This is a genomic window from Peribacillus deserti, assembly GCF_016909175.1.
GTDB lineage: Bacteria > Bacillota > Bacilli > Bacillales > DSM-1321 > Paraperibacillus > Paraperibacillus deserti.
The window spans coordinates 264,312-283,491 of sequence record NZ_JAFBFI010000003.1; the positions used below are offsets into that span (position 1 = coordinate 264,312).

A 19,180-nucleotide genomic window follows, 5' to 3' on the forward strand; every position below is an offset into this window, starting at 1 on the left:
AGAATATAAACATATTAGTAAAACGAGGGCCTTTTCAAAGGTCTATTTTTATGAGTTCCAATGACAGCCATTTTTAGAAATAGAAATGTCGAACGCTTTGGAACGTGCGTTCGTGATTTAGGCTATGAATACCATTTGTTTTTGCTATAATAGAAGATAAATAAAAATCGTGATAGAGATTAACCACGTATGAGGTGAATAAATTGAAATTTATACATACTGCCGATTGGCATTTAGGCAAGATTGTCCATGGCATTCATATGACAGAAGAACAGAGAGAGATGCTAGTCCAGTTTGTTCAGCTTGTGGAAGAGGAGCAGCCGGATGCGGTTATTATTGCTGGAGATTTATACGACCGCTCTGTTCCTCCCACTGAAGCGGTCGAGCTGCTGGATGAAATTCTGTTTAAGATCAATGTAGACATGAAAATACCAGTAGTAGCAATTGCCGGGAACCATGATAGTGCAGAGAGGCTGTCCTTTGGGACAAGCTGGTATAAACAAAGCCGGTTATTTATCCAGGGCAAGCTCTCTGCTGATCTCACACCTGTGCAGATAGGTGGAGTGAACTTTTACAGCATTCCCTATGCAGAGCCTGGAACAGTCCGTTATCTTTTCAATGACAGCAGTATTCATTCTCATCAGGATGCTATGAAAGCTTTGATCGGTAAAATAGAAGAAAAACTGAATCCAAATGAACCGAATGTATTGGTTGGACATGCGTTCGTGCTTGGCGGGAAAACTTCTGATTCAGAGCGCAGCTTATCTGTGGGCGGGTCTGGTTGTGTATCTGCTGATCTTTTTGACTGCTTTAATTATACAGCAATGGGCCACCTCCACAGTCCGGATGCTATTAAGCACCCTAAGGTATTTTACTCCGGATCCCTGATGAAATATTCGTTTTCAGAAGCGAAGCAGAAAAAGGCAGTTTCCATTATTGAAATGAAAGATGACGGATCCTTTGATCTGCAGTGCCGTTCTTTGAAGCCTCGAAACGATATGAGGGAAATTGCAGGGCATCTGGAAGAGCTGCTGGATCCTTCCTTTTATCAGTCTCAAAGAATTCAAGATTATATGAAAGTGACTCTGCTGGATGAGGGGACCATTATTGATCCGATGGGCAAGCTGCGCCAGGTATATCCGAATATACTTCACCTTGAAAGAAAGTGGGACATCACCGATATGAAGCGGAAACAGTCCTACTCGGCCCAGAGAGATGACAAAAAGTCAGAGCTGGATTTGTTCCAGACCTTTTATTCTAATATGACGGAACGCAGCTTTAATGACTCTAAGATGGCTGTAATGACAGCGGTCATTGAAAAAACAAAGAGAGAGGGTGATTTCTAATGAAACCGCTCAAAATCACCATGCAGGCTTTTGGGCCTTATGCGGAGAAAGAGGAAATTGATTTTTCCTCTCTCGGCAGCCGGACTATGTTTGTGATATCTGGAAAAACAGGTTCTGGCAAAACGACTATTTTTGATGGCCTGAGTTTTGCTATCTATGGAAAGGCAAGCGGAGAAGACCGAAGCGGACAGGAACTGAGGAGCCAGTTTGCGGAGGAAGATCTGCTGACAGAGGTTTCATTAGAATTTACTCTTAGAGGAAAAGCGTATTACATATACCGCTCACCTCAGCAGGAACGTAAAAAGAAGTCCGGAGGGGGAAACACTACAGTTACTGCTAAAGCAGAGCTGTATGAAATAGATGATTACGGCGAAAAACAGCTCTTAGGGGCAAATGTTCGTGAAGTGGATGAAAAGATTAAACAGATCATCGGTCTAGATGCCAACCAGTTCAGGCAGATTCTCATGATTCCGCAAGGGGAATTCAGGAAACTTCTGACTTCGGAAAGTAAAGATAAGGAAGTCATTCTGCAGCGTCTATTCCATACGGAAATTTATAAAAGAATAGAAGAAAAGCTGAAAGAAGAAGCGACTCTTCTTAAAAAGCATGCTGAAGCCAATAAAAATGAACGAAAAACATTGATCAAGGATATTCAGGCGGGGGAAAATGAAGAACTTCTGGCTGAAATGAATGCAGAAGATCCAAACGAGCTGAGAATTCTATCTCTCTTAGAAGGGCAGATTGGGGCTCTTGACGAAAAAAGCAGGAGTCTTGAGGCAGAAGAGAAGAAAAAGCAGCTAACAAGGGATGGAATTCAGCAGAAAATCTATCAGGCTGAGGAGCTGCTAACCAAGCTTAAGGAGCGTGACAGCCTCCATCGGAACAAGGAAGAGCTCGAAGCGAAAAAAGGTGAAATAGAATCGATTAAACAGAGGATTCTGCTTGCTTCAAAAGCGGCCCATCTTGAAAAGCAGGAAGAGTTTTACCTGAAAGTAGGCAGACAGGTGAAAAGCACAGAGGATGAAGCTTTTAACCTGGCAAAAGAGGCTGAGAATCTGAGACAGGCAGTTAAAGAGGCTGAAGAAAGATATCAGCAGGAGCAGGGCAGAGAAGAACAGCGTGAACAGGCTTCTGCCGAAATTCATCGATTAAAGGGTCTTCGAGAATCTGTATCAGTGTATTCAGGCCTTCAGAAAGAGACCGATCAGCTGCAGCAAAAGCTTCGCATGGCAAAAGAGAATAAACAAAAGGCTGAGAATAGGTCTGCTGCGATAGAAACAGAAGAAGAAAAGCTTTATATCCAGAAGGAAGAAAGCGATACTGCAGCACTGATGTTTTCTGAACAAGAAAGAGCTCTGGAGAAAGTGAAAAGACTGATAACAGATCTTGACCGGATTAAACAGAGCCACACGGAATCCTTAAGTGAAGAAAAGATATTTGTGTCCCGGGAAAAAGACCTACAGCTTAAAGCAGGTCATTTACAAGGGGCAAGAGATAGCCTGGCGGAGCTCGAGAATAAATGGAGACACTCTCATGCTGGAATTCTTGCCTCTCTTCTAAGAGACGGAGAGCCATGCGCCGTTTGTGGATCTACCAGCCATCCTGCGCCGGCATCAATACTTGGTGATATGCCGTCTGAAGAAGAGCTGAACGAGAAACGGGAACTCCTGGCTGCTGCTGAAAAAGAAAAGAGTCTGGCAGAAACTAGATATTACCAGGCAAAATCTGCTCTTGAAGGAGCTAATCGGCTTCTCGAAGACCGGGTGCTCGGCATGAAGGAGGCACTTCCTGAATTTGAACTCAAGGAACTGTCTCACTACCAGTCTGAATTTCAGCAGCAGCAAATATCCTATTCGAACGAGCTTGCTATTTTAAACAAAATCAAAAGCCAGCAGCCTGTGATTACGGCTCAGTTAGGAAAAATTAAAGAAGAAAAAAACATTATAAGAGAAAAAATCAAAACGTATGCCACGGAAGAAGAAACAGCGGTCAAGGATTACAATGAAGCCAGTTCCAAACTTCAAAGCATCCAGAATTCCCTGCCAGAAGAAATCCGCTCACTCACAGCTTTTGAATCAGCACTTAAACTGGCTGCTGCCAATCTGCAAAAAATGCAGGCAGCTCTTGAAAAATCTCAGCAGGATCTTCATAGAGCTAAGCAGCAGGAATCCAATGTCCAGGCCTTGAAGGATTCTGCTGAAAAACGGCTTGCCGGGTTGAAGGCAGAACTGGAGCAAGAGCGCACACGCTTTGTGACAGATATGCAGAATCAGGGATTTGAGAAGTATGGAGATTATAAGAGTGCAAAGAAGCCTGAACATGAAGTCAAAAGACTGGAAGAGGTAATTGCGGAATATGAACAGAATTACAACCGGGTAAAAGAGCTCCTGCACGATTTAGAGCTGAAGCTGAAAGGGTTGGAAAAGCCCGATTTAGATTCTCTCAAACAAGCATTTGCTGCAATTAATCAGGAGCTTGAGCAGCACAAGATTGAGAGCAGAAATGTGATTGTACAGCTGCAGAAAAATCAGCAGATTCATAGGAAGCTGGAGGAGATGCTCGAGGAACAAAAAGAGCTGGACGAGAAATATAAGGTTGTTGGGCACTTATATGAAATTGCCCGCGGCCAGAATCCGTTCCGTATTACATTTGAAAGATTTGTTCTCGCTGCTTTCCTTGATGATATTCTTCAGGAAGCGAACCTGAGGCTGACCAAAATGACGAGCGGCAGGTATCAGCTTATAAGAAAAGTAGATCCTACCCGCAAAAATGTACAGAGCGGGCTTGAGCTCTCTGTTTATGATCAATATACAGGCCAAGAGCGCCATGTTAAGACCCTTTCAGGCGGCGAGAGCTTTAAAGCGGCACTCGCGCTGGCTTTAGGACTTGCTGATGTGGTTCAGCAGTATTCAGGCGGTGTTTCTTTGGAAACCATGTTCATTGATGAAGGATTTGGAACGCTGGATCCCGAATCATTAGATAATGCGATCGAAGCATTGGTGGATATACAAAACAGCGGCCGCCTTGTGGGCATCATCTCCCATGTTCCGGAGCTGAAAGAGCGAATTGATGCACGGCTAGAGGTAACAGCCACACAAAATGGCAGTTTTACAGAATTTAAATTTATGAACTAAGAAATGATAGACTTAGAGGTGAAATTGATGGCAGAGAGCCAAACGATCGGCCTGGATGCAGGGGGAACGCTTCTAAAAGCGGTTTATTATGAAAAAGGCAGGCTGCACCTTAAGAAATATTCATATGATACTCTGGATTCCTTTTTACAATGGATCAAGCTGGTAGTTCCTAATGCCCGAATTTCCATAACTGGAGGAAAAGCAGCTTATATACAGGACAAGCTGAAGACTTCAGACCTGCATTTGGTAGATGAGTTTACTGCCGTCACCGAAGGAATCCGCTATCTGCTTGAGCCTTCTCATCCGCTGCTCAAGTCTGGGTTTATTCTGGCCAACATTGGGACAGGCACTTCTATCCATTATATAACAGGAAAAGAAACAATCAGGCTTACCGGTTCGGGTGTAGGCGGCGGAACTCTTATGGGGCTCGCCTCTGTTTTGACTGGAGAACGAGACTTTCAGGAAATCTGCAGGATGGCTGAAATCGGTGATCGCAGTATGATGGATCTCCAAGTTAAAGATATTTATGAACCTCTAGAGTCTCCTATTCCAGGCCATTACACCGCAAGCAATTTTGGCAAAGGCCTGAGGCACGGAGAGATAAAAAATGAAGATCTCCTCGCCGCCCTTGTAGGCATGATTACTGAGACCGTTGTTTTACTTGCTGCAGGAAATGCTCAACTCAAAGGTGTGAAAGATATTCTTTATATCGGAAATACGATGAATGGCAGCAGAATGTTTAAGAAGAACTTAAAACAGACAACTGAGATTTTTGGGTTTACTTATCAAGAACTGGAAAGAGGAGAGTACAGCGGGGCCATTGGTGCGCTGCATTCCGAATAAGTTACAAAATTTCGGTCTGTGGGATTGAATGTATAGCTATAAGAAAAAAGAGGAATTCCCTTACGAAATTCCTCTTTTTTGTTCAAACTCGTTTTTTATTTAAATCGGAAAATCTTTAGTCTAATTTACTGTGGTCCCATAAGGAATCCATGTTGATTTATTCCTAACTCAGCAGCTGTTATACCTTTAGCATTAATCTCTACTGGCACATCTTTAGGTACTCTGCGGCCTGAATTAACTGAACCTGGACCGCGGTTGATACTTTTAACGGTTTTTTCAGCTTCTGCTGCCGCATTTAATCCTGCTTGGGCTGTGGTTGGTTTAGCTTTTTTAGGAATCATCCCGGCTGCAGGTTTCTGCATCATCCCGGCTTCTCCTATTAGATCAGGCTCTACCATATTGAATACGTTAATATTTATACATTTTTTTCTCCTTTTCAGTAATGAGTCTACAAGCTTAGCAATCTTTTTCTCTTTTTTTCCCATATTAATTTCCCCTTTCTGCTTCAATACTAGTAATCTATGAACCACTATTAAAATATGACTATGTAATAGCCTTGGTGCTTCTGATTTTTTTCATTTAGATAAAAATCTATTATAATTAGACCCAATCTATTAGCAAATAGATGTATGGATAAAGAGGAGAAAGCATTAATAAGAATTTGATGATATAGTAGAGATAGCTAATCACTTAAGGGATGCCGTTCCCTTCATTGAATTACCTGGGGGAAGGAAGATTTACATATGAATTTGGAAGCAAAACAAATGATAAGATGGGGAATGCCAGGCTGGCTGTTTATTTCAGTTATGTTTACCTATTTCACCATTGACGATAAAAAAGCTTTCATTCGTTTTTTGAAAGAATGGGACATTTCGCTTCTGGGACTCACAGCCTTGCTCATTGGTTTTGGGTTCATACTGGGATATGTCATTCACCAGGTTAGTTTGTTGTTCGGTTTTGTGATTTGGAACAAATGGGAAAACTACTTCCGTAATGAATTTAAAATGGATCACATCATAATAAACAAGCCTTGTGGCCCTGAAATTCAGCGAATATACAGCTATCGTTCAGGTCAGGTTTACGCTTTACGCGCCCTAACTACAAGCTTCATATTATCCTGCATGACTTTAATTCTTTTGTTTTACTTTCATTCATGGTCTACAGGCTCGATCGTCCTTTTTCTTATTAATGCAGTCCTCCTGGTCATTTCGTTTGTTAACCAGCGCTATTTCAGAAAAAACCTGGAATATTTTATGACTAGAACGCTCATTGAGAATAATAGAGTCTAAATATTATGATCAATAGAGTGTTTACTAAAATAAAACGTTTATAAAAGAATGCGAACATAAATAAAACTCCCTGTGTTATGGGTAAACCTTCCTTTTGGAGTACCCGCATAGGAAAAAATATACATAAAAATATACATAAAAACATGGATAAAAGCAGTGGATTTCGCACCTGAAAACAGACTGCTTTTAGCATAGCTTTAGGAAAATTTATTTGTTAAGTATTTTTCTATATCAGGGTATATTGGTTCAAGTATATAAAAGTCATAAAAAGAAAAGCCAATCTTCCTACTAAGGAAAATTGGCTCTCTTTTTGTAAATTATATTTTAATGTAAGATGCTCAATCAACACACCGAAATTACTTCAAACCAAAACCACTTATTGGATGGGGTACATATGGTACTTCTAGAAAATCTTCTTCTTCGGGTGTTAAATTAATTGATAAAGCGGCTGCGGCATTCTCAAGATGAGACGTTTTTGTAGCACCAATAATGGGAGCTGTTACAGGTTTTTTCTGTAACAACCAAGCAAGTGCAATTTGAGCACGAGGAACTCCGTGTTTTTCTGCTATTGCTGCAACCCTCTCTACAACTAAACGGTCTGCATCGACAGTCGAATCGTACTTAGCTTTCTGAACTTGGTCAGTTTCTGAACGGAATGTAGTTTCCGCCCAATCGCGAGTCAACCTTCCTGAAGCGAGTGGACTATAAGGTATCACACCAATTTTCTCTTCTTTGCAAAGAGGCATCATTTCCCTCTCTTCTTCTCGGTATAACAGATTATAATGATTTTGCATTGATACAAATTTAGTCCATCCATTTTTCTCCGCTACATGATTCGCCTTTAAAAATTGCCACGCCATCATGGAAGAAGCTCCAATGTATCTTGCCTTTCCTGACTTCACAATATCATGCAATGCTTCCATCGTTTCTTCGATAGGAGTATTATAATCCCAACGATGAATCATATATAAGTCTACATAATCTGTTCCGAGCCTTCTTAGGCTGTTATCGATTTCACTCATGATTGCCTTCCGGGAAAGTCCACTATTATTTGGACCATCATGCATAGGGAAAAAAACCTTAGTAGCGATAACAACTTCATATCTATTGGCATAATCCTTTAAAGCACGACCAACAATTTCCTCGCTTGTTCCACCTGAATAGGAATTAGCCGTATCAAAAAAATTGATACCAAGCTCAAGTGCTTGTTTAATAATAGGGCGACTGTTCTCTTCATCAAGTATCCATTTATGTATCCATCGCTTTGCATCTCCAAAGCTCATACAACCAAGACAAAGCCGGGAAACATCCAACCCTGTATTTCCAAGTTTCACATATTCCATTTTAATTTTTCCTCTCTTTTTCAAAATAAATAATATATAGAATTATTTTACAAAATTTTTAATGAAATGGATATGGCTTTAAATCCTTATCCGCAGTTAGAAATTATGGCTTTCCTCCTTTATACTTAATGTATGTTCTAATAAAAAAGATGAGGTAAATATAGGCAGCATGCGAGGGAAAACGATGAAAAAATACTATACGATAGGTATGGCAGGCCATATTGACCATGGAAAAACGTCATTAACGAAGGCCTTAACAAATGTGGATACAGACCGTCTTAAAGAAGAAAAGGAGCGGCAGATTTCCATTGAACTGGGATTTGCACCGCTATATGAAGACGAGAAGCTTTCAGTGAGCATCATTGATGTACCAGGACATGAGAGGTTTATCCGTCAGATGATTGCCGGGGCTGCGGGAATTCAATTAGTCATCCTAGTGGTGGCTGCTGATGAAGGAGTTATGCCGCAGACAAAAGAACATTTAGAAATTCTTCAATTTCTTGGTGTGAAAAAGGGAATTGTAGTTCTAACAAAAATCGACAAAGTCGATCCTGAATTTCAGGAACTGGTACAAGAAGAAATTTCCCTTGAACTGGAAGGCAGCATTTTTGAAAAAAGTAACATTGTACGTGTAGACAGCTTAACGAACAAAGGGATCGATGCACTTAAAGGCTTAATTCTTAAAGAGCTGAATGAACATCAGCCCGTTTATCACAAAGGAGCTTTCCGGCTTCCTATTGATCAGGTTTTCACTGTGAAAGGACACGGAACGATTGTTCGGGGTACGGTATATAACGGCTCTCTTGAGGAAGGGGAAAAGCTCTATCTTTTACCAGGGAATGTGGAAACCAGAGCCCGTCAGCTTCAGGTGCATAACAAACCGGCCTCACAAATCTTTGCCGGTCAGCGGGCTGCTGTTAATGTAGCAAATCTGTCTAATGATGAAGTGGTTCGCGGGGATGTTCTTGTATCTAACAGCGATTATAAAGTGACAACTGTACTTGATGTTGCTTTGTCAACTGTTAAGGAATTATCTCGGAATATTAAACAGCGCATGCCGATCAAATGCTATATCGGCACATCTGAGGTTATGGGGAAAATTGTATTTTTTGACCGTAACGAATTAAACTCATCTCAGGAAGATGTATTGTGCCAGATCCGCCTTGATCGAGAGATTGCAGTCAAAAGGGGTGACCGTTTTATACTGCGGCGTCCCAGCCCGGCTGAAACGGTCGGAGGAGGATGGGTCATTGAAGCAGCAGGTGAGAAGTATCGATTTGGTAAGGATACTATTGAATTATTGATGAAGAAAAAAGAGGGCAGGCCTGAGGATAGAGTCCTTGATGTCATTAATCGTAAAAAAGGAATATCTAAAGAGTTATTGGCCCAAGAAACCGCACTCTCAAGTAATGAATTAGAAGCTGTTCTCAAAGCCCCGGCATTTATAATTTATAAGCCTGGGTATGTCACACATATCGATGTGACAATTAGGTTCGAGGAAATACTTAAGGAAAAAATCGAGGATTACCATCAAAAAAATTCCTTAAAATGCGGCATAAATAAAGCTGAACTTCTATCGGAACTCGAAGAAGGCATGCCGAGGGAGTTAACAGAGTTTTTACTAGCGGAAGGGGAAAAAAAGGGATTCTGGAAACGTAACGGACCTTTTATTTCTTCAGCCGGTTTTACTCCGCACATTCCCTCCAGCTGGAGCAAAAGGGCAGATTCTATGATAGAAGCGGTACGGAAGGATCACTTAAAAGTTCGTCCCTTCAAGGAATACTTTATGGAAGCTGGTTTGCCAGCAGTGCTGGAAGCAGATATTATGCATTTTTTAATCGACGAGAACCTCATCGTGGGATTAGACGAACAATTATTTGTTCACGGTGATGCTTTTAATAAGGGCGTTCAGGAGCTGAAGGAAAAAACAGCGAAGAGCTTTGAAGTAGGAGAAGCAAAGGACGTCTTGGGACTGTCCCGAAAGCATATGATCCCTTTTCTGGAAACCCTCGATAGAGCGAAAATAACTGCGAGGGAAGGAAATGGAAGAGTATGGATCAATTAATATATAGCTTTCTAATATTGCGGTATTTTTATGGAATTTGTTTGCAAACATACGTTCTGTGATTTATAATCAAGAAGAGGATAATCATGGAAAAAAGCAGGTATATTGATAGGCTCCACAACAGCTGCTTCGCCATTCCTTTTTATCTTAATTTCTTCTAAGTGACAGCATACATATTTTATAAAAATTCCCAAGGAGATGATTAGAATGACCATGAAATTAATCCCGTATTTAGTGATGAACGGAAATGCAAAAGAAGCCATTCAGTTTTACAAAGAAGCTTTGGAAGCCGAGGTTCTTTTTGTCCAATCTTTCGGTGAAATGCCTGAAAATGCAGAATTTCCATTACCTGAAGAAGCCAAGGACCGTGTGTCGCATGCAACCATTCAGGTTGGTGAAACCCATCTGATGCTTTCAGATACGTTCCCAGGTCAGCCCCATCAAAGCGGAAATCAAGTTACCATCTGTATAACAATTGGTGATGCAGAGAAATCCAAACAAATTTTCGATGCCTTAGCTAAGGACGGTCAAGTAAATATGCCGCTCCAGGAAACGTTTTTTAGTCCAGCTTACGGCAATGTAACAGACAAATTTGGAATATGCTTCCAAATATTTACAGAAAGTAAAATGTGAGGTTTGTTCTTTCATCTCATTTAAAAGATTAGACTGAGACTGCATATCTTGTGGGTGCACCTATCGTCTAATAACAGTGGGACGGAGGCACTTGCCTGCCGTCCGGCTGTTTACTATGATAATCCTTCAGATTTACCGGATTTAACCCCAGCAAAGAATCCGCTGCAAATCTTCCATTTTGGTTTATTAATTCATCATTAAAATTGAGTTCACCGCAAAAATGATGCGGAACATCCTTGAGCTTTAAAACGCTAGTCAATAAACCTTACAAAAATTGGGGCTTCCCAATTAGGAATCCCCGTTTATAGATAAGTTCAGCCTTTTAGTTTAAGAAAGTTTTTCTTCAAGAACAAAAACCACCATACCAATGTATAGAGATAACCTAAAAATACATAAAAGGACCAGAGTGACCCTTGCTGTAACTGATTATACAAATGTTCAAATTCGTTCATTCCTTCTTCTCGGCCTATACTATTTAATAAGCTGACAATAGGAAGAGAACATGAAATTCCTATTACAAGTAATGACCAGCCTGTCATCCTTGACCTAATTAGACAAAATGTGGCCGTTCCAACCGTTATCAGCAAGAATAAATAGTAGATCATCCAAAACCAAGAGGGAAGAGTCACTGTACTCATTTTTCAACCTCCTAATCCTTGACTTAATTTTATATACAATTGGATTTAATTTTCATTATGTAATATATAATTCCTTTAAAGGGAATATGTACAGTTACCCGAATTTCATTGCCGCTTTATGTTGTTTAAGTCACCGAGATTTCTTATAACAAATACACGTTGTTAAATGGTCATTCACCATCCCGACTGCCTGCATGAATGCGTAACAAATCGTAGAACCTACAAATTTAAATCCCCGTTTCTTTAAATCTTTACTAAGTTTATCGCTGATTTCTGTGCTGGCTGGAACCTCACTTAAATCCTGGAAATGGTTTTGTACAGGCTGTCCATCAACAAACGACCAGATATAGGATTGAAAAGATCCGAATTCCTCTGTTACTTTTTGAAAGGCCCTTGCATTCGTTATAACTGCCCGTATTTTTAACTGGTTTCTGACAATGCCTTTATCGTTCATCAACTGTTCAATTTTCTGTTCGTTATATTTTACGATTTTATTTATCTCAAAATTATCAAACGCCCTGCGGTAATTCTCCCGTTTTTTTAAAATGGTATACCAGCTCAGCCCCGCCTGCGCTCCTTCTAAATTTAAATATTCGAAAAGGAGCCGATCATCATATACAGGTACCCCCCATTCAAGGTCATGGTAATCTATATAAAGCGGGTCCTGATTGACCCATCCACACCGGTTCATATTATACACTCCTAAGATTTAATATTATTATTTACACTCCTAATCTTATCATAATAGAAGTTTTCCGATAAAAATTTCGTCAACCTGAGCCTAGAAATGGACAAAACAGAAGTATACTAGCTACACTTATGAAAGCGCTATATATATTTAGCTGACAAATGAATGGGGGAAATGCAAGATGAAATACCGCAGACTGGGCCGGACAGGATTAAAGGTTAGTGAAATAAGTTTAGGAAGCTGGCTTACATATGGAAATTCTACTGAGAGAAATACAGCTGTGTCTACAATTGATGCAGCCTATGATTTAGGAATTAACTCATTTGACACCGCTAATGTATATGCAAGAGGAGAAGCCGAAAAAATCGTAGGTGAAGCTTTACGGAAGTATCCCAGAGAATCTTATATTCTGGCTACAAAAGTTTTCGGCCAGATGGGAGAAGGTCCGAATGACAAAGGTCTATCAAGAAAGCATGTATTTGAACAGCTGCATGCAAGCTTAAACCGTCTTGGACTGGATTATGTAGATATTTACTATTGTCACAGGTTCGATCCTGAAACTCCTGTAGACGAGACACTTCGAACGATAGATGATATGGTTCGCCAGGGAAAGGTTTTATACGTGGGCGTAAGTGAGTGGACTGCCCAGCAAATCCAATCTGCCCTGGGTACGGCAGACAAATATTTATTAGACCGGCTTGTAGTAAACCAGCCGAATTACAGCATGTTTCAGCGTTATATTGAAAAGGAAATCATTCCTTTGGGCGAACAAAATGGCATCAGCCAGATTGTGTTCTCACCGCTTGCACAGGGAGTACTTACTGGGAAATATAAACGTGGAGCAGAGCTGCCTGAGGGAAGCCGTGCTGCAGATGCAAAATCCAATATGTTCATGGATAAATTGCTTCAGGATGACGTCCTGTTAAAAGTAGAGCAGTTAGAAAAAATATCAAGAGAGTTGGAAATCTCCATCTCCCAGCTGGCATTGGCCTGGATTCTCCGCCAGCCAAATGTGGCAAGTGCTTTGATTGGTGCGAGCAAACCAGAGCAGGTAAAAGAAAACGTGAAAGCAGTGGATGTATCATTATCTTCTGATGTAATTGAGAAAATTGAAACTATACTTGCGTAAAAAAAGTTCGTTTAAGTTTGACTGTAGCAAGGGATCCAGTATCTGCAAAGTTAGAACTATTCCATGAAGGAAATATAGATGGAACGCCTTTTTTATCCATTTATTTATTTTGGACAGATTGTTGATTTTGCTGAGAACTTAAATTGTATGTACACAGTTCATGGATTACCTTATCACTACATTAAAGAAAGTACGCCTGGATCATATGCATCCAGGTGTTTTTATTTTGGTTTCAAGACATTATATTTGAATTACGTTGGAAGGAGGGTATCATAAAAAGAAGGTCTATCAAAAAGGGAGCGCAGAATGAATGGATAATAGACGAGGATACTTACGATATATGTTACTTCTTCTTATTTTTAATGGATTGATTCTTTTTATGGGATGGAATGGGTGGGTGTGGCTGCATTCATCATTTGGGTTTGACCAGCCTTTCTTGTATTGGGTATTATGGGCTATGATTTCTTATTCTTATTTTTTTAGGAAAAAGTCGGATATTTTTCGTGCGGTTGGCTCTTTCTGGTTTGGCTTTTTTCAGTACGGTGTCATGCTTTTTCCGGCAGCAGATCTCATTGTATGGGGGATAACATGGGGTGGAGTTCCTTTGCAGGAGGCCATTTATTATACCGGGTTTCTTGTTATTGCTTTGTTTATTGGGATTTTTGCATTCGGTATGTTTAATGCATACAGTCCAATTATCCGAAGATATCAGATTACAGTAGCAAAAAATAAAAGCAGGCGGAAATCTTTGAAGCTTGCAGTTGCTTCCGATATGCATTTTGGCCGGCTGTCAGGAAGAGGCCACGCAAAGCGGCTGATTAAGAAAGTGAATGGAATTAAACCAGATTTGATCCTTCTGGCTGGCGATATTATTGATGATGACCCGGAGCCATTCATCGGAAAGAATATGCATGAAATTATGGCAGGGCTGCAAGCACCACTTGGAGTATATGGAGTACCCGGAAACCATGATTATTATGGCGGGGGAATTTCGGAGTTAGTAGACGTTATGAGGAGCATTAATATTCAAATCCTGATGGATGAGACGGTCAAAATTGAAGAAGACTTTTACCTGGTGGGAAGAAAGGACCGTATGGATCGAAACAGAAAGCCATTTACAGATCTAACCAGCAATCTAGATAAAAGCTATCCGATTATTGCTTTAGATCATCAGCCATATGAATTAGACAACGCTGAAAAAAGCGGTGTAGATGTGCTGCTGTCAGGCCATACCCATCGAGGTCAGATGGCGCCGAACCATTTAATCACAAAGAAAATTTACGAACTTGACTGGGGATATCTGAAAAAAGGCAATCTGCATGCTTTTGTTTCTTCAGGTTTCGGTTTTTGGGGTCCGCCGCTTCGGATTGGCAGCCGTTCTGAAATCTTGGAGATTGATATAAAATTTATATAGTACAGAAACGCAGCTAGTAAGATTAACTCTATTACCCATGCATCCACCATACTTCAGAGTAAGGCGGGTGCCTTTTTATTTTAAGGTTATTTCAATGACCCAGTTTAAAAAATTTGAAGCAGCCCAATCTATCATTCGATTATCTAAATAGACTAAATCGACATAACACAGAGGAGGTTTAGTAAAAACAGTTTATGAAAAAGGATTGGCAAGTATATTCATAGAATATAAATACTATGGATACATATTAAAATAGATAAAGTGAGGTTTGGAAATGGCGGAATTACATCCTAAAATGAAGTTTTTTCTTGGGAATTTAATCCCTTCCTATCCGGAAGGCTATGTTCCTTCTCTTGAGGATATCCGTAATAGGAATAGTGAAGTGCCTAAAGGCTCGGTAGAGTTTGTTCACAACGTAAGCGACCGGGACATCAGAGGGGCAGAAAGTACTATTAAGGTAAGGATTTACACGCCTGAAGGAGAAGGGCCTTTTCCTGTTGTAGTCTTTTTCCATGGGGGAGGGTTTGTATATGGAGATCTGGAAACTCACGATTCTGTATGCAGAAGTATTGTAAAAGCTTCAAATCATATGCTCGTTGCCGTTGAATATCGCTTAGCTCCCGAAAATCCTTTTCCAGCAGCACCGAACGATTGCTTTGCAGCCGCCAAATGGGTGTATGAGTATGCAGAAGAACTAAATGCCGACCGGACTAAATTAGCTGTTGCAGGAGACAGTGCCGGCGGAAATTTGGCCACTGTTGTGGCTATGATGGCAAAAGAGCTGAGCGGCCTGGAAATAGCTAAGCAGGTATTACTGTATCCAGTGACTGACCGATTTAACCCAGACAAATATCCTTCATACACGGAAAATGGCAGCGGTTACTTTTTAACAACAGAGTCGATGCAGTTATTCGGACGGTTGTATGTTCAAAATCCTGAGCATGCCGGGAACCCATTTTCGGCACCGATTAACGCTCCGGATTTAAGCGGCCTTCCGCCGGCACTTGTAATCACGGCTGAATATGATCCGCTGCGTGATGAAGGAGAACTGTATGCTGAAAAACTACAGCAGGCTGGAGTCCCAGTTGTCCTAAAAAGGGAAGAGGGGCAGATTCACGGCTTCTTTAATCTATTTAGTATAATGGATTCAAAAGAGGATATAAAAGACGTATATGAAAGGATTGGTTCCTTTCTAAATGACTATTAAAAGTAATATTATTATGTAAACATCGATAGCTTTTGAGATATCTATTGTAGATATCTCTTTTTTTATATTTATTTGGATATGCAGTGAGCTACATTGGCTGATTAGAGGAATAGGCAATGGGTATAAAGTGATAGTACAACATAAAGAGAATGGAGGGATTAGTTTGGCTGGTGCAGAGGAAAAGACTGTGGGTCAGTTTTTGCTGGACTGCTTGATGGAAGAAGGCATAACGGACATTTTCGGTATACCCGGAGATTATAACTTTTCGCTGCTTGACACTCTAGAGAATTATGGAAGAATTCGTTTCATCAATGGACGAACGAGCTTAATGCCGGATATTCAGCTGATGGTTATGCACGGGTAAAAGGAATGGCGGCACTGATTACTACCTTTGGAGTAGGAGAGATGAGTGCTTGTAATGCAATAGCCGGTGCTTATAGTGAAAATGTGCCGATTATAGATATTGTCGGCTCTCCTAATTCGAAGGAACAGAACGAGAAAAAGCTGCTTCATCATACGCTGATGGATGGAAATTATGAGGTATTTCGCAAAGTATATCAAAACATAACCGAATATACGGCTAATTTGACTCCTGAAAATGCTGAAATAGAAATACCAAAGGCCATCAGGATCGCTAGAGAATCAAAAAAGCCGGTGTATGTCATGGTCGCGATTGACCTTGTTACAAAGCCAATCGTCACGCACAAATTGGAGGAACCTGAACCTGCTCATTCAAATCAAAAATCCTTGCAGGCAGCTTTAGCGCATATCCGGGAAATGCTGGAAGGGTCACGTAAAATGGCAGCACTGGTTGATTTGGCCGCACTCCGGCATGGTTTAGAAGATTCTGTACAGGCTCTTGTAGAGAAGCTGAATATCCCTGCAGCTTCTATGATGCAGGGTAAAAGCGGTTTTGACGAAAGCCATACTCATTATATCGGGATGTATGGAGGAGCTTTTGGAAGTAATCAGGTCCGTAAGATCGTGGAAGAGGCCGATTGTGTTATTGCTGCAGGCTTTTTACAATCGGATATGAATTTTGCTAAATATACTGCAAAGCTCGATCCAATGAAAATGATAGTCATACAGCCAGATTCAGTAAAAGTGGGCGAAGCTTTGTACACGAATGTTATGGCAGAAGATATGCTTAGAGAATTACATTCGATAGAATATCATCAGAAAGAGGGCACGGTCCCTATATCTTTTCCTAATGATGTTGAAGCAAATGGAGAAGCAGATCATTCGATCAAGGCAGCCTACTATTATCCCCGTTTTCAGCAGATGCTCAAAGAAAAGGATATTGTAGTAGTGGACACAGGAACTCTTTCCTATGGAATGTCGCAGGTTAGACTTCCTCATGGAGCAGCATACATCGCCCAGGGAGGCTGGCAGAGCATAGGGTATGCGGCACCAGCTGCATTTGGAGCCTGCATTGCGGCACCAGACCAGAGAGTCGTGCTATTTACCGGAGATGGATCCCTTCAGCTAACTGTTCAGGAAATCAGCTCAATGCTTGAACATGGCTGCAAACCTATTATATTCGTTTTAAACAATCAAGGGTATACCGTTGAAAAAATATTAAATGTAAAAACGGAAAACCAGAAGTATAATCAAATCCCGCAATGGAATTATTCTAAAATCCCTGATGTATTTGGTGTACCATCCTTTACTGCTCAGGTACGAACAAACTATGAGCTGGATGCTGCGATTAAAAAGGCAGAGAAGGAGAACGCTGATATGCTTTGTTTGATTGAGCTGGTGGTAGAAGATCCAATGGATGCCCCGGAATATCTTCAGAAAGTAAGGAAGCATCTTGAGGAGCAAAACCAGCAGGCGAAGTAGCGCTTCGCCTGCTGGTTTTTGGCATCAGCTTATTCGATTTCGGTCCATTAATTGCACATGCGGTGCGGATCTTCCTAAGTTACATCGCCATTTCATAAAAAAGCGTCAGATATTATAAAGGATCTTCCTAGTTATTAATCTTTTAACATATAACTTAATTACGGTATAATAATGGTTGTGAGTGAAGTGAATGGATGCCGTTTCTTCGAATGATGAAGTTTTGCATAAGCTGAAGAACAAATCCATAAAAAAAATTAAGAACCAAAGTTGAAAGAGAGTGTTCATTATGGGCCGTAAATGGAACAATATTAAAGAGAAAAAAGCATCAAAGGATGCCAATACAAGCCGGATATATGCTAAGTTTGGACGCGAAATTTATGTAGCGGCCAAGCAGGGCGAACCTAATCCTGAATCCAATCAGGCCTTGAGAGTGGTACTGGAACGTGCCAAAACCTATAGTGTGCCAAAAACGATCATTGACCGGGCCATTGAAAAGGCAAAAGGCGGTTCAGAGGAAATTTTTGACGAACTCCGTTATGAAGGCTTTGGTCCGAATGGTTCTATGCTTATCGTTGATGCACTCACAAATAATGTGAACCGTACAGCTTCCGATGTGCGTGCAGCTTTCGGTAAAAACGGAGGCAACATGGGTGTCAGCGGCTCTGTAGCGTATATGTTCGATGCCACAGCTGTTATCGGTGTTGAAGATAAATCAGCAGATGACGTGCTTGAATTATTAATGGAAGCTGATGTAGACGTACGTGACATTCTTGAGGAAGACGAAGGGGTCATCGTGTATGCCGAGCCTGATCAGTTCCATGCGGTTCAGGAAGCCTTCAGGAATGCAGGAATTACTGATTTTACAGTGGCAGAATTAACAATGCTTGCTCAGAATGAATTGACACTTCCAGAGGATTCGCAGGCTCAATTTGAAAAATTGATTGATGCATTGGAAGATTTAGAGGATGTTCAGCAAGTGTACCACAATGTAGATTTAGAGGGATAAAACAGGAAAGCAGGCCGATTATGGCCTGTTTTTTTATTCGGGGACTGTCCCAATTTCCCAGTGGGACATGCCTTCACGGATTGTAAGAATTTATGCTGGGGACAGACCTTATTTCCCAAAGAACCCTGAGAGCTAAAAGTGATGCACTTGGGCTTTTTTGCGTACTCTTTTCGGTTTAGGGGTTCTAACATGAATGAAGCGAGATGTAAGAACCCAGATATTAAGGAACCGCTGCATTTCTTCATAAATACATAGGGATCGTACAAAATAAAACAGGAGGTGAGAAAATGAAAACAAAGGACAACTTTTCAGAAGGTGCTAAAGTTACGAAGGATAATCAAGTATTTGTAGCCGAAAAAAATGGCGGAAATGATGAAAAATCAAACAGCCGCGGGGCGGCCAGCTTGCGGGGCCAGGATAAGTAAGAACTAAACAATCGTATGGTATAGATCTTGTTCTTAGTATGAGGCCGTTGCATCATGAATCATAAAAAGAAACCCCGAATCTGTGAACTGTAACCCCTAAAATGGACAGTTTAATAAAAAGGCCCTATGCTGCTAATAAATGATCCCGGTATTGTACCGGGGTCATTTTATTTAATCC

15 protein-coding genes and 1 pseudogene are annotated in these 19,180 nt (G+C 40.8%); 12 read left to right on the plus strand and 4 right to left on the minus strand.

The window, feature by feature from the left end:
• Positions 1–203 precede the first annotated feature (203 nt).
• The 3 genes from JOC77_RS05570 to coaW are packed head-to-tail and all read left to right on the plus strand — an operon-like array spanning position 204 to position 5,323.
• On the plus strand, positions 204–1,346 hold the full coding sequence (locus JOC77_RS05570) for an exonuclease SbcCD subunit D (RefSeq protein WP_204539885.1): 1,143 nt from the start codon (positions 204–206) through the stop codon (positions 1,344–1,346).
• Positions 1,346–4,480 carry an AAA family ATPase gene (locus tag JOC77_RS05575; RefSeq protein WP_204539888.1) on the plus strand — a complete coding sequence of 1,045 codons (3,135 nt, stop codon included), beginning with the start codon at positions 1,346–1,348 and terminating at the stop codon, positions 4,478–4,480. Before JOC77_RS05570 ends, JOC77_RS05575 begins: the two co-directional genes overlap by 1 nt.
• A 27-nt stretch (positions 4,481–4,507) precedes the next feature.
• Positions 4,508–5,323 carry a type II pantothenate kinase gene (gene coaW / locus JOC77_RS05580; RefSeq protein ID WP_204539891.1) on the plus strand — a complete coding sequence of 272 codons (816 nt, stop codon included), beginning with the start codon at positions 4,508–4,510 and terminating at the stop codon, positions 5,321–5,323.
• 125 nt (positions 5,324–5,448) lie between these two features.
• Here coaW and JOC77_RS05585 read toward each other — a convergent pair whose 3' ends face one another.
• Positions 5,449–5,808: a hypothetical protein gene (locus tag JOC77_RS05585; protein ID WP_204539894.1), complete on the minus strand. Its 360-nt coding sequence runs from the start codon at positions 5,806–5,808 to the stop codon at positions 5,449–5,451.
• 258 nt (positions 5,809–6,066) lie between these two features.
• On the opposite strand from JOC77_RS05585, the gene JOC77_RS05590 reads away from it, so the two are divergent.
• Positions 6,067–6,612, plus strand: coding sequence for a BA5345 family protein (locus JOC77_RS05590; protein ID WP_204539897.1), 546 nt, complete (start codon positions 6,067–6,069; stop codon positions 6,610–6,612).
• Positions 6,613–6,968: 356 nt separating this feature from the next.
• Here JOC77_RS05590 and JOC77_RS05595 read toward each other — a convergent pair whose 3' ends face one another.
• A complete protein-coding gene (locus tag JOC77_RS05595; RefSeq protein ID WP_204539900.1) occupies positions 6,969–7,955 on the minus strand; it encodes an aldo/keto reductase in 987 nt (328 codons plus the stop codon).
• A gap of 184 nt (positions 7,956–8,139) precedes the next feature.
• Between JOC77_RS05595 and selB the strand changes: the two genes are divergently transcribed.
• Entirely contained in the window at positions 8,140–10,020 is a 1,881-nt protein-coding gene (gene selB, locus JOC77_RS05600) for a selenocysteine-specific translation elongation factor (RefSeq protein ID WP_204539903.1), read from the plus strand.
• Between the two features lie 207 nt (positions 10,021–10,227).
• Complete coding sequence (locus tag JOC77_RS05605) at positions 10,228–10,653, plus strand: VOC family protein (protein WP_204539906.1); 426 nt, start codon at positions 10,228–10,230, stop codon at positions 10,651–10,653.
• Positions 10,654–10,967: 314 nt separating this feature from the next.
• Here JOC77_RS05605 and JOC77_RS05610 read toward each other — a convergent pair whose 3' ends face one another.
• Both JOC77_RS05610 and JOC77_RS05615 read right to left on the minus strand, forming a co-directional pair.
• Positions 10,968–11,291 carry a hypothetical protein gene (locus tag JOC77_RS05610; protein WP_204539909.1) on the minus strand — a complete coding sequence of 108 codons (324 nt, stop codon included), beginning with the start codon at positions 11,289–11,291 and terminating at the stop codon, positions 10,968–10,970.
• Positions 11,292–11,421: 130 nt separating this feature from the next.
• On the minus strand, positions 11,422–11,982 hold the full coding sequence (locus JOC77_RS05615) for a DNA-3-methyladenine glycosylase I (RefSeq protein WP_204539912.1): 561 nt from the start codon (positions 11,980–11,982) through the stop codon (positions 11,422–11,424).
• A gap of 178 nt (positions 11,983–12,160) precedes the next feature.
• Here JOC77_RS05615 and JOC77_RS05620 point away from each other — a divergent pair, with 178 nt between their 5' ends.
• The 6 genes and pseudogenes from JOC77_RS05620 to JOC77_RS05645 all read left to right on the plus strand — a co-directional run bounded on the left by JOC77_RS05620 (position 12,161) and on the right by JOC77_RS05645 (position 19,002).
• On the plus strand, positions 12,161–13,108 hold the full coding sequence (locus JOC77_RS05620) for an aldo/keto reductase family protein (RefSeq protein ID WP_204539914.1): 948 nt from the start codon (positions 12,161–12,163) through the stop codon (positions 13,106–13,108).
• Positions 13,109–13,418: 310 nt separating this feature from the next.
• Positions 13,419–14,522, plus strand: coding sequence for a metallophosphoesterase (locus JOC77_RS05625; protein ID WP_204539917.1), 1,104 nt, complete (start codon positions 13,419–13,421; stop codon positions 14,520–14,522).
• Positions 14,523–14,796: 274 nt separating this feature from the next.
• Positions 14,797–15,729, plus strand: coding sequence for an alpha/beta hydrolase (locus JOC77_RS05630; protein WP_204539920.1), 933 nt, complete (start codon positions 14,797–14,799; stop codon positions 15,727–15,729).
• Between the two features lie 214 nt (positions 15,730–15,943).
• Positions 15,944–17,571 (plus strand): annotated as a pseudogene (locus JOC77_RS05635) (alpha-keto acid decarboxylase family protein).
• 286 nt (positions 17,572–17,857) lie between these two features.
• Entirely contained in the window at positions 17,858–18,577 is a 720-nt protein-coding gene (locus JOC77_RS05640; RefSeq protein ID WP_204539923.1) for a YebC/PmpR family DNA-binding transcriptional regulator, read from the plus strand.
• Positions 18,578–18,864: 287 nt separating this feature from the next.
• Positions 18,865–19,002 carry a hypothetical protein gene (locus JOC77_RS05645; RefSeq protein WP_204539926.1) on the plus strand — a complete coding sequence of 46 codons (138 nt, stop codon included), beginning with the start codon at positions 18,865–18,867 and terminating at the stop codon, positions 19,000–19,002.
• Positions 19,003–19,180: the final 178 nt, after the last annotated feature.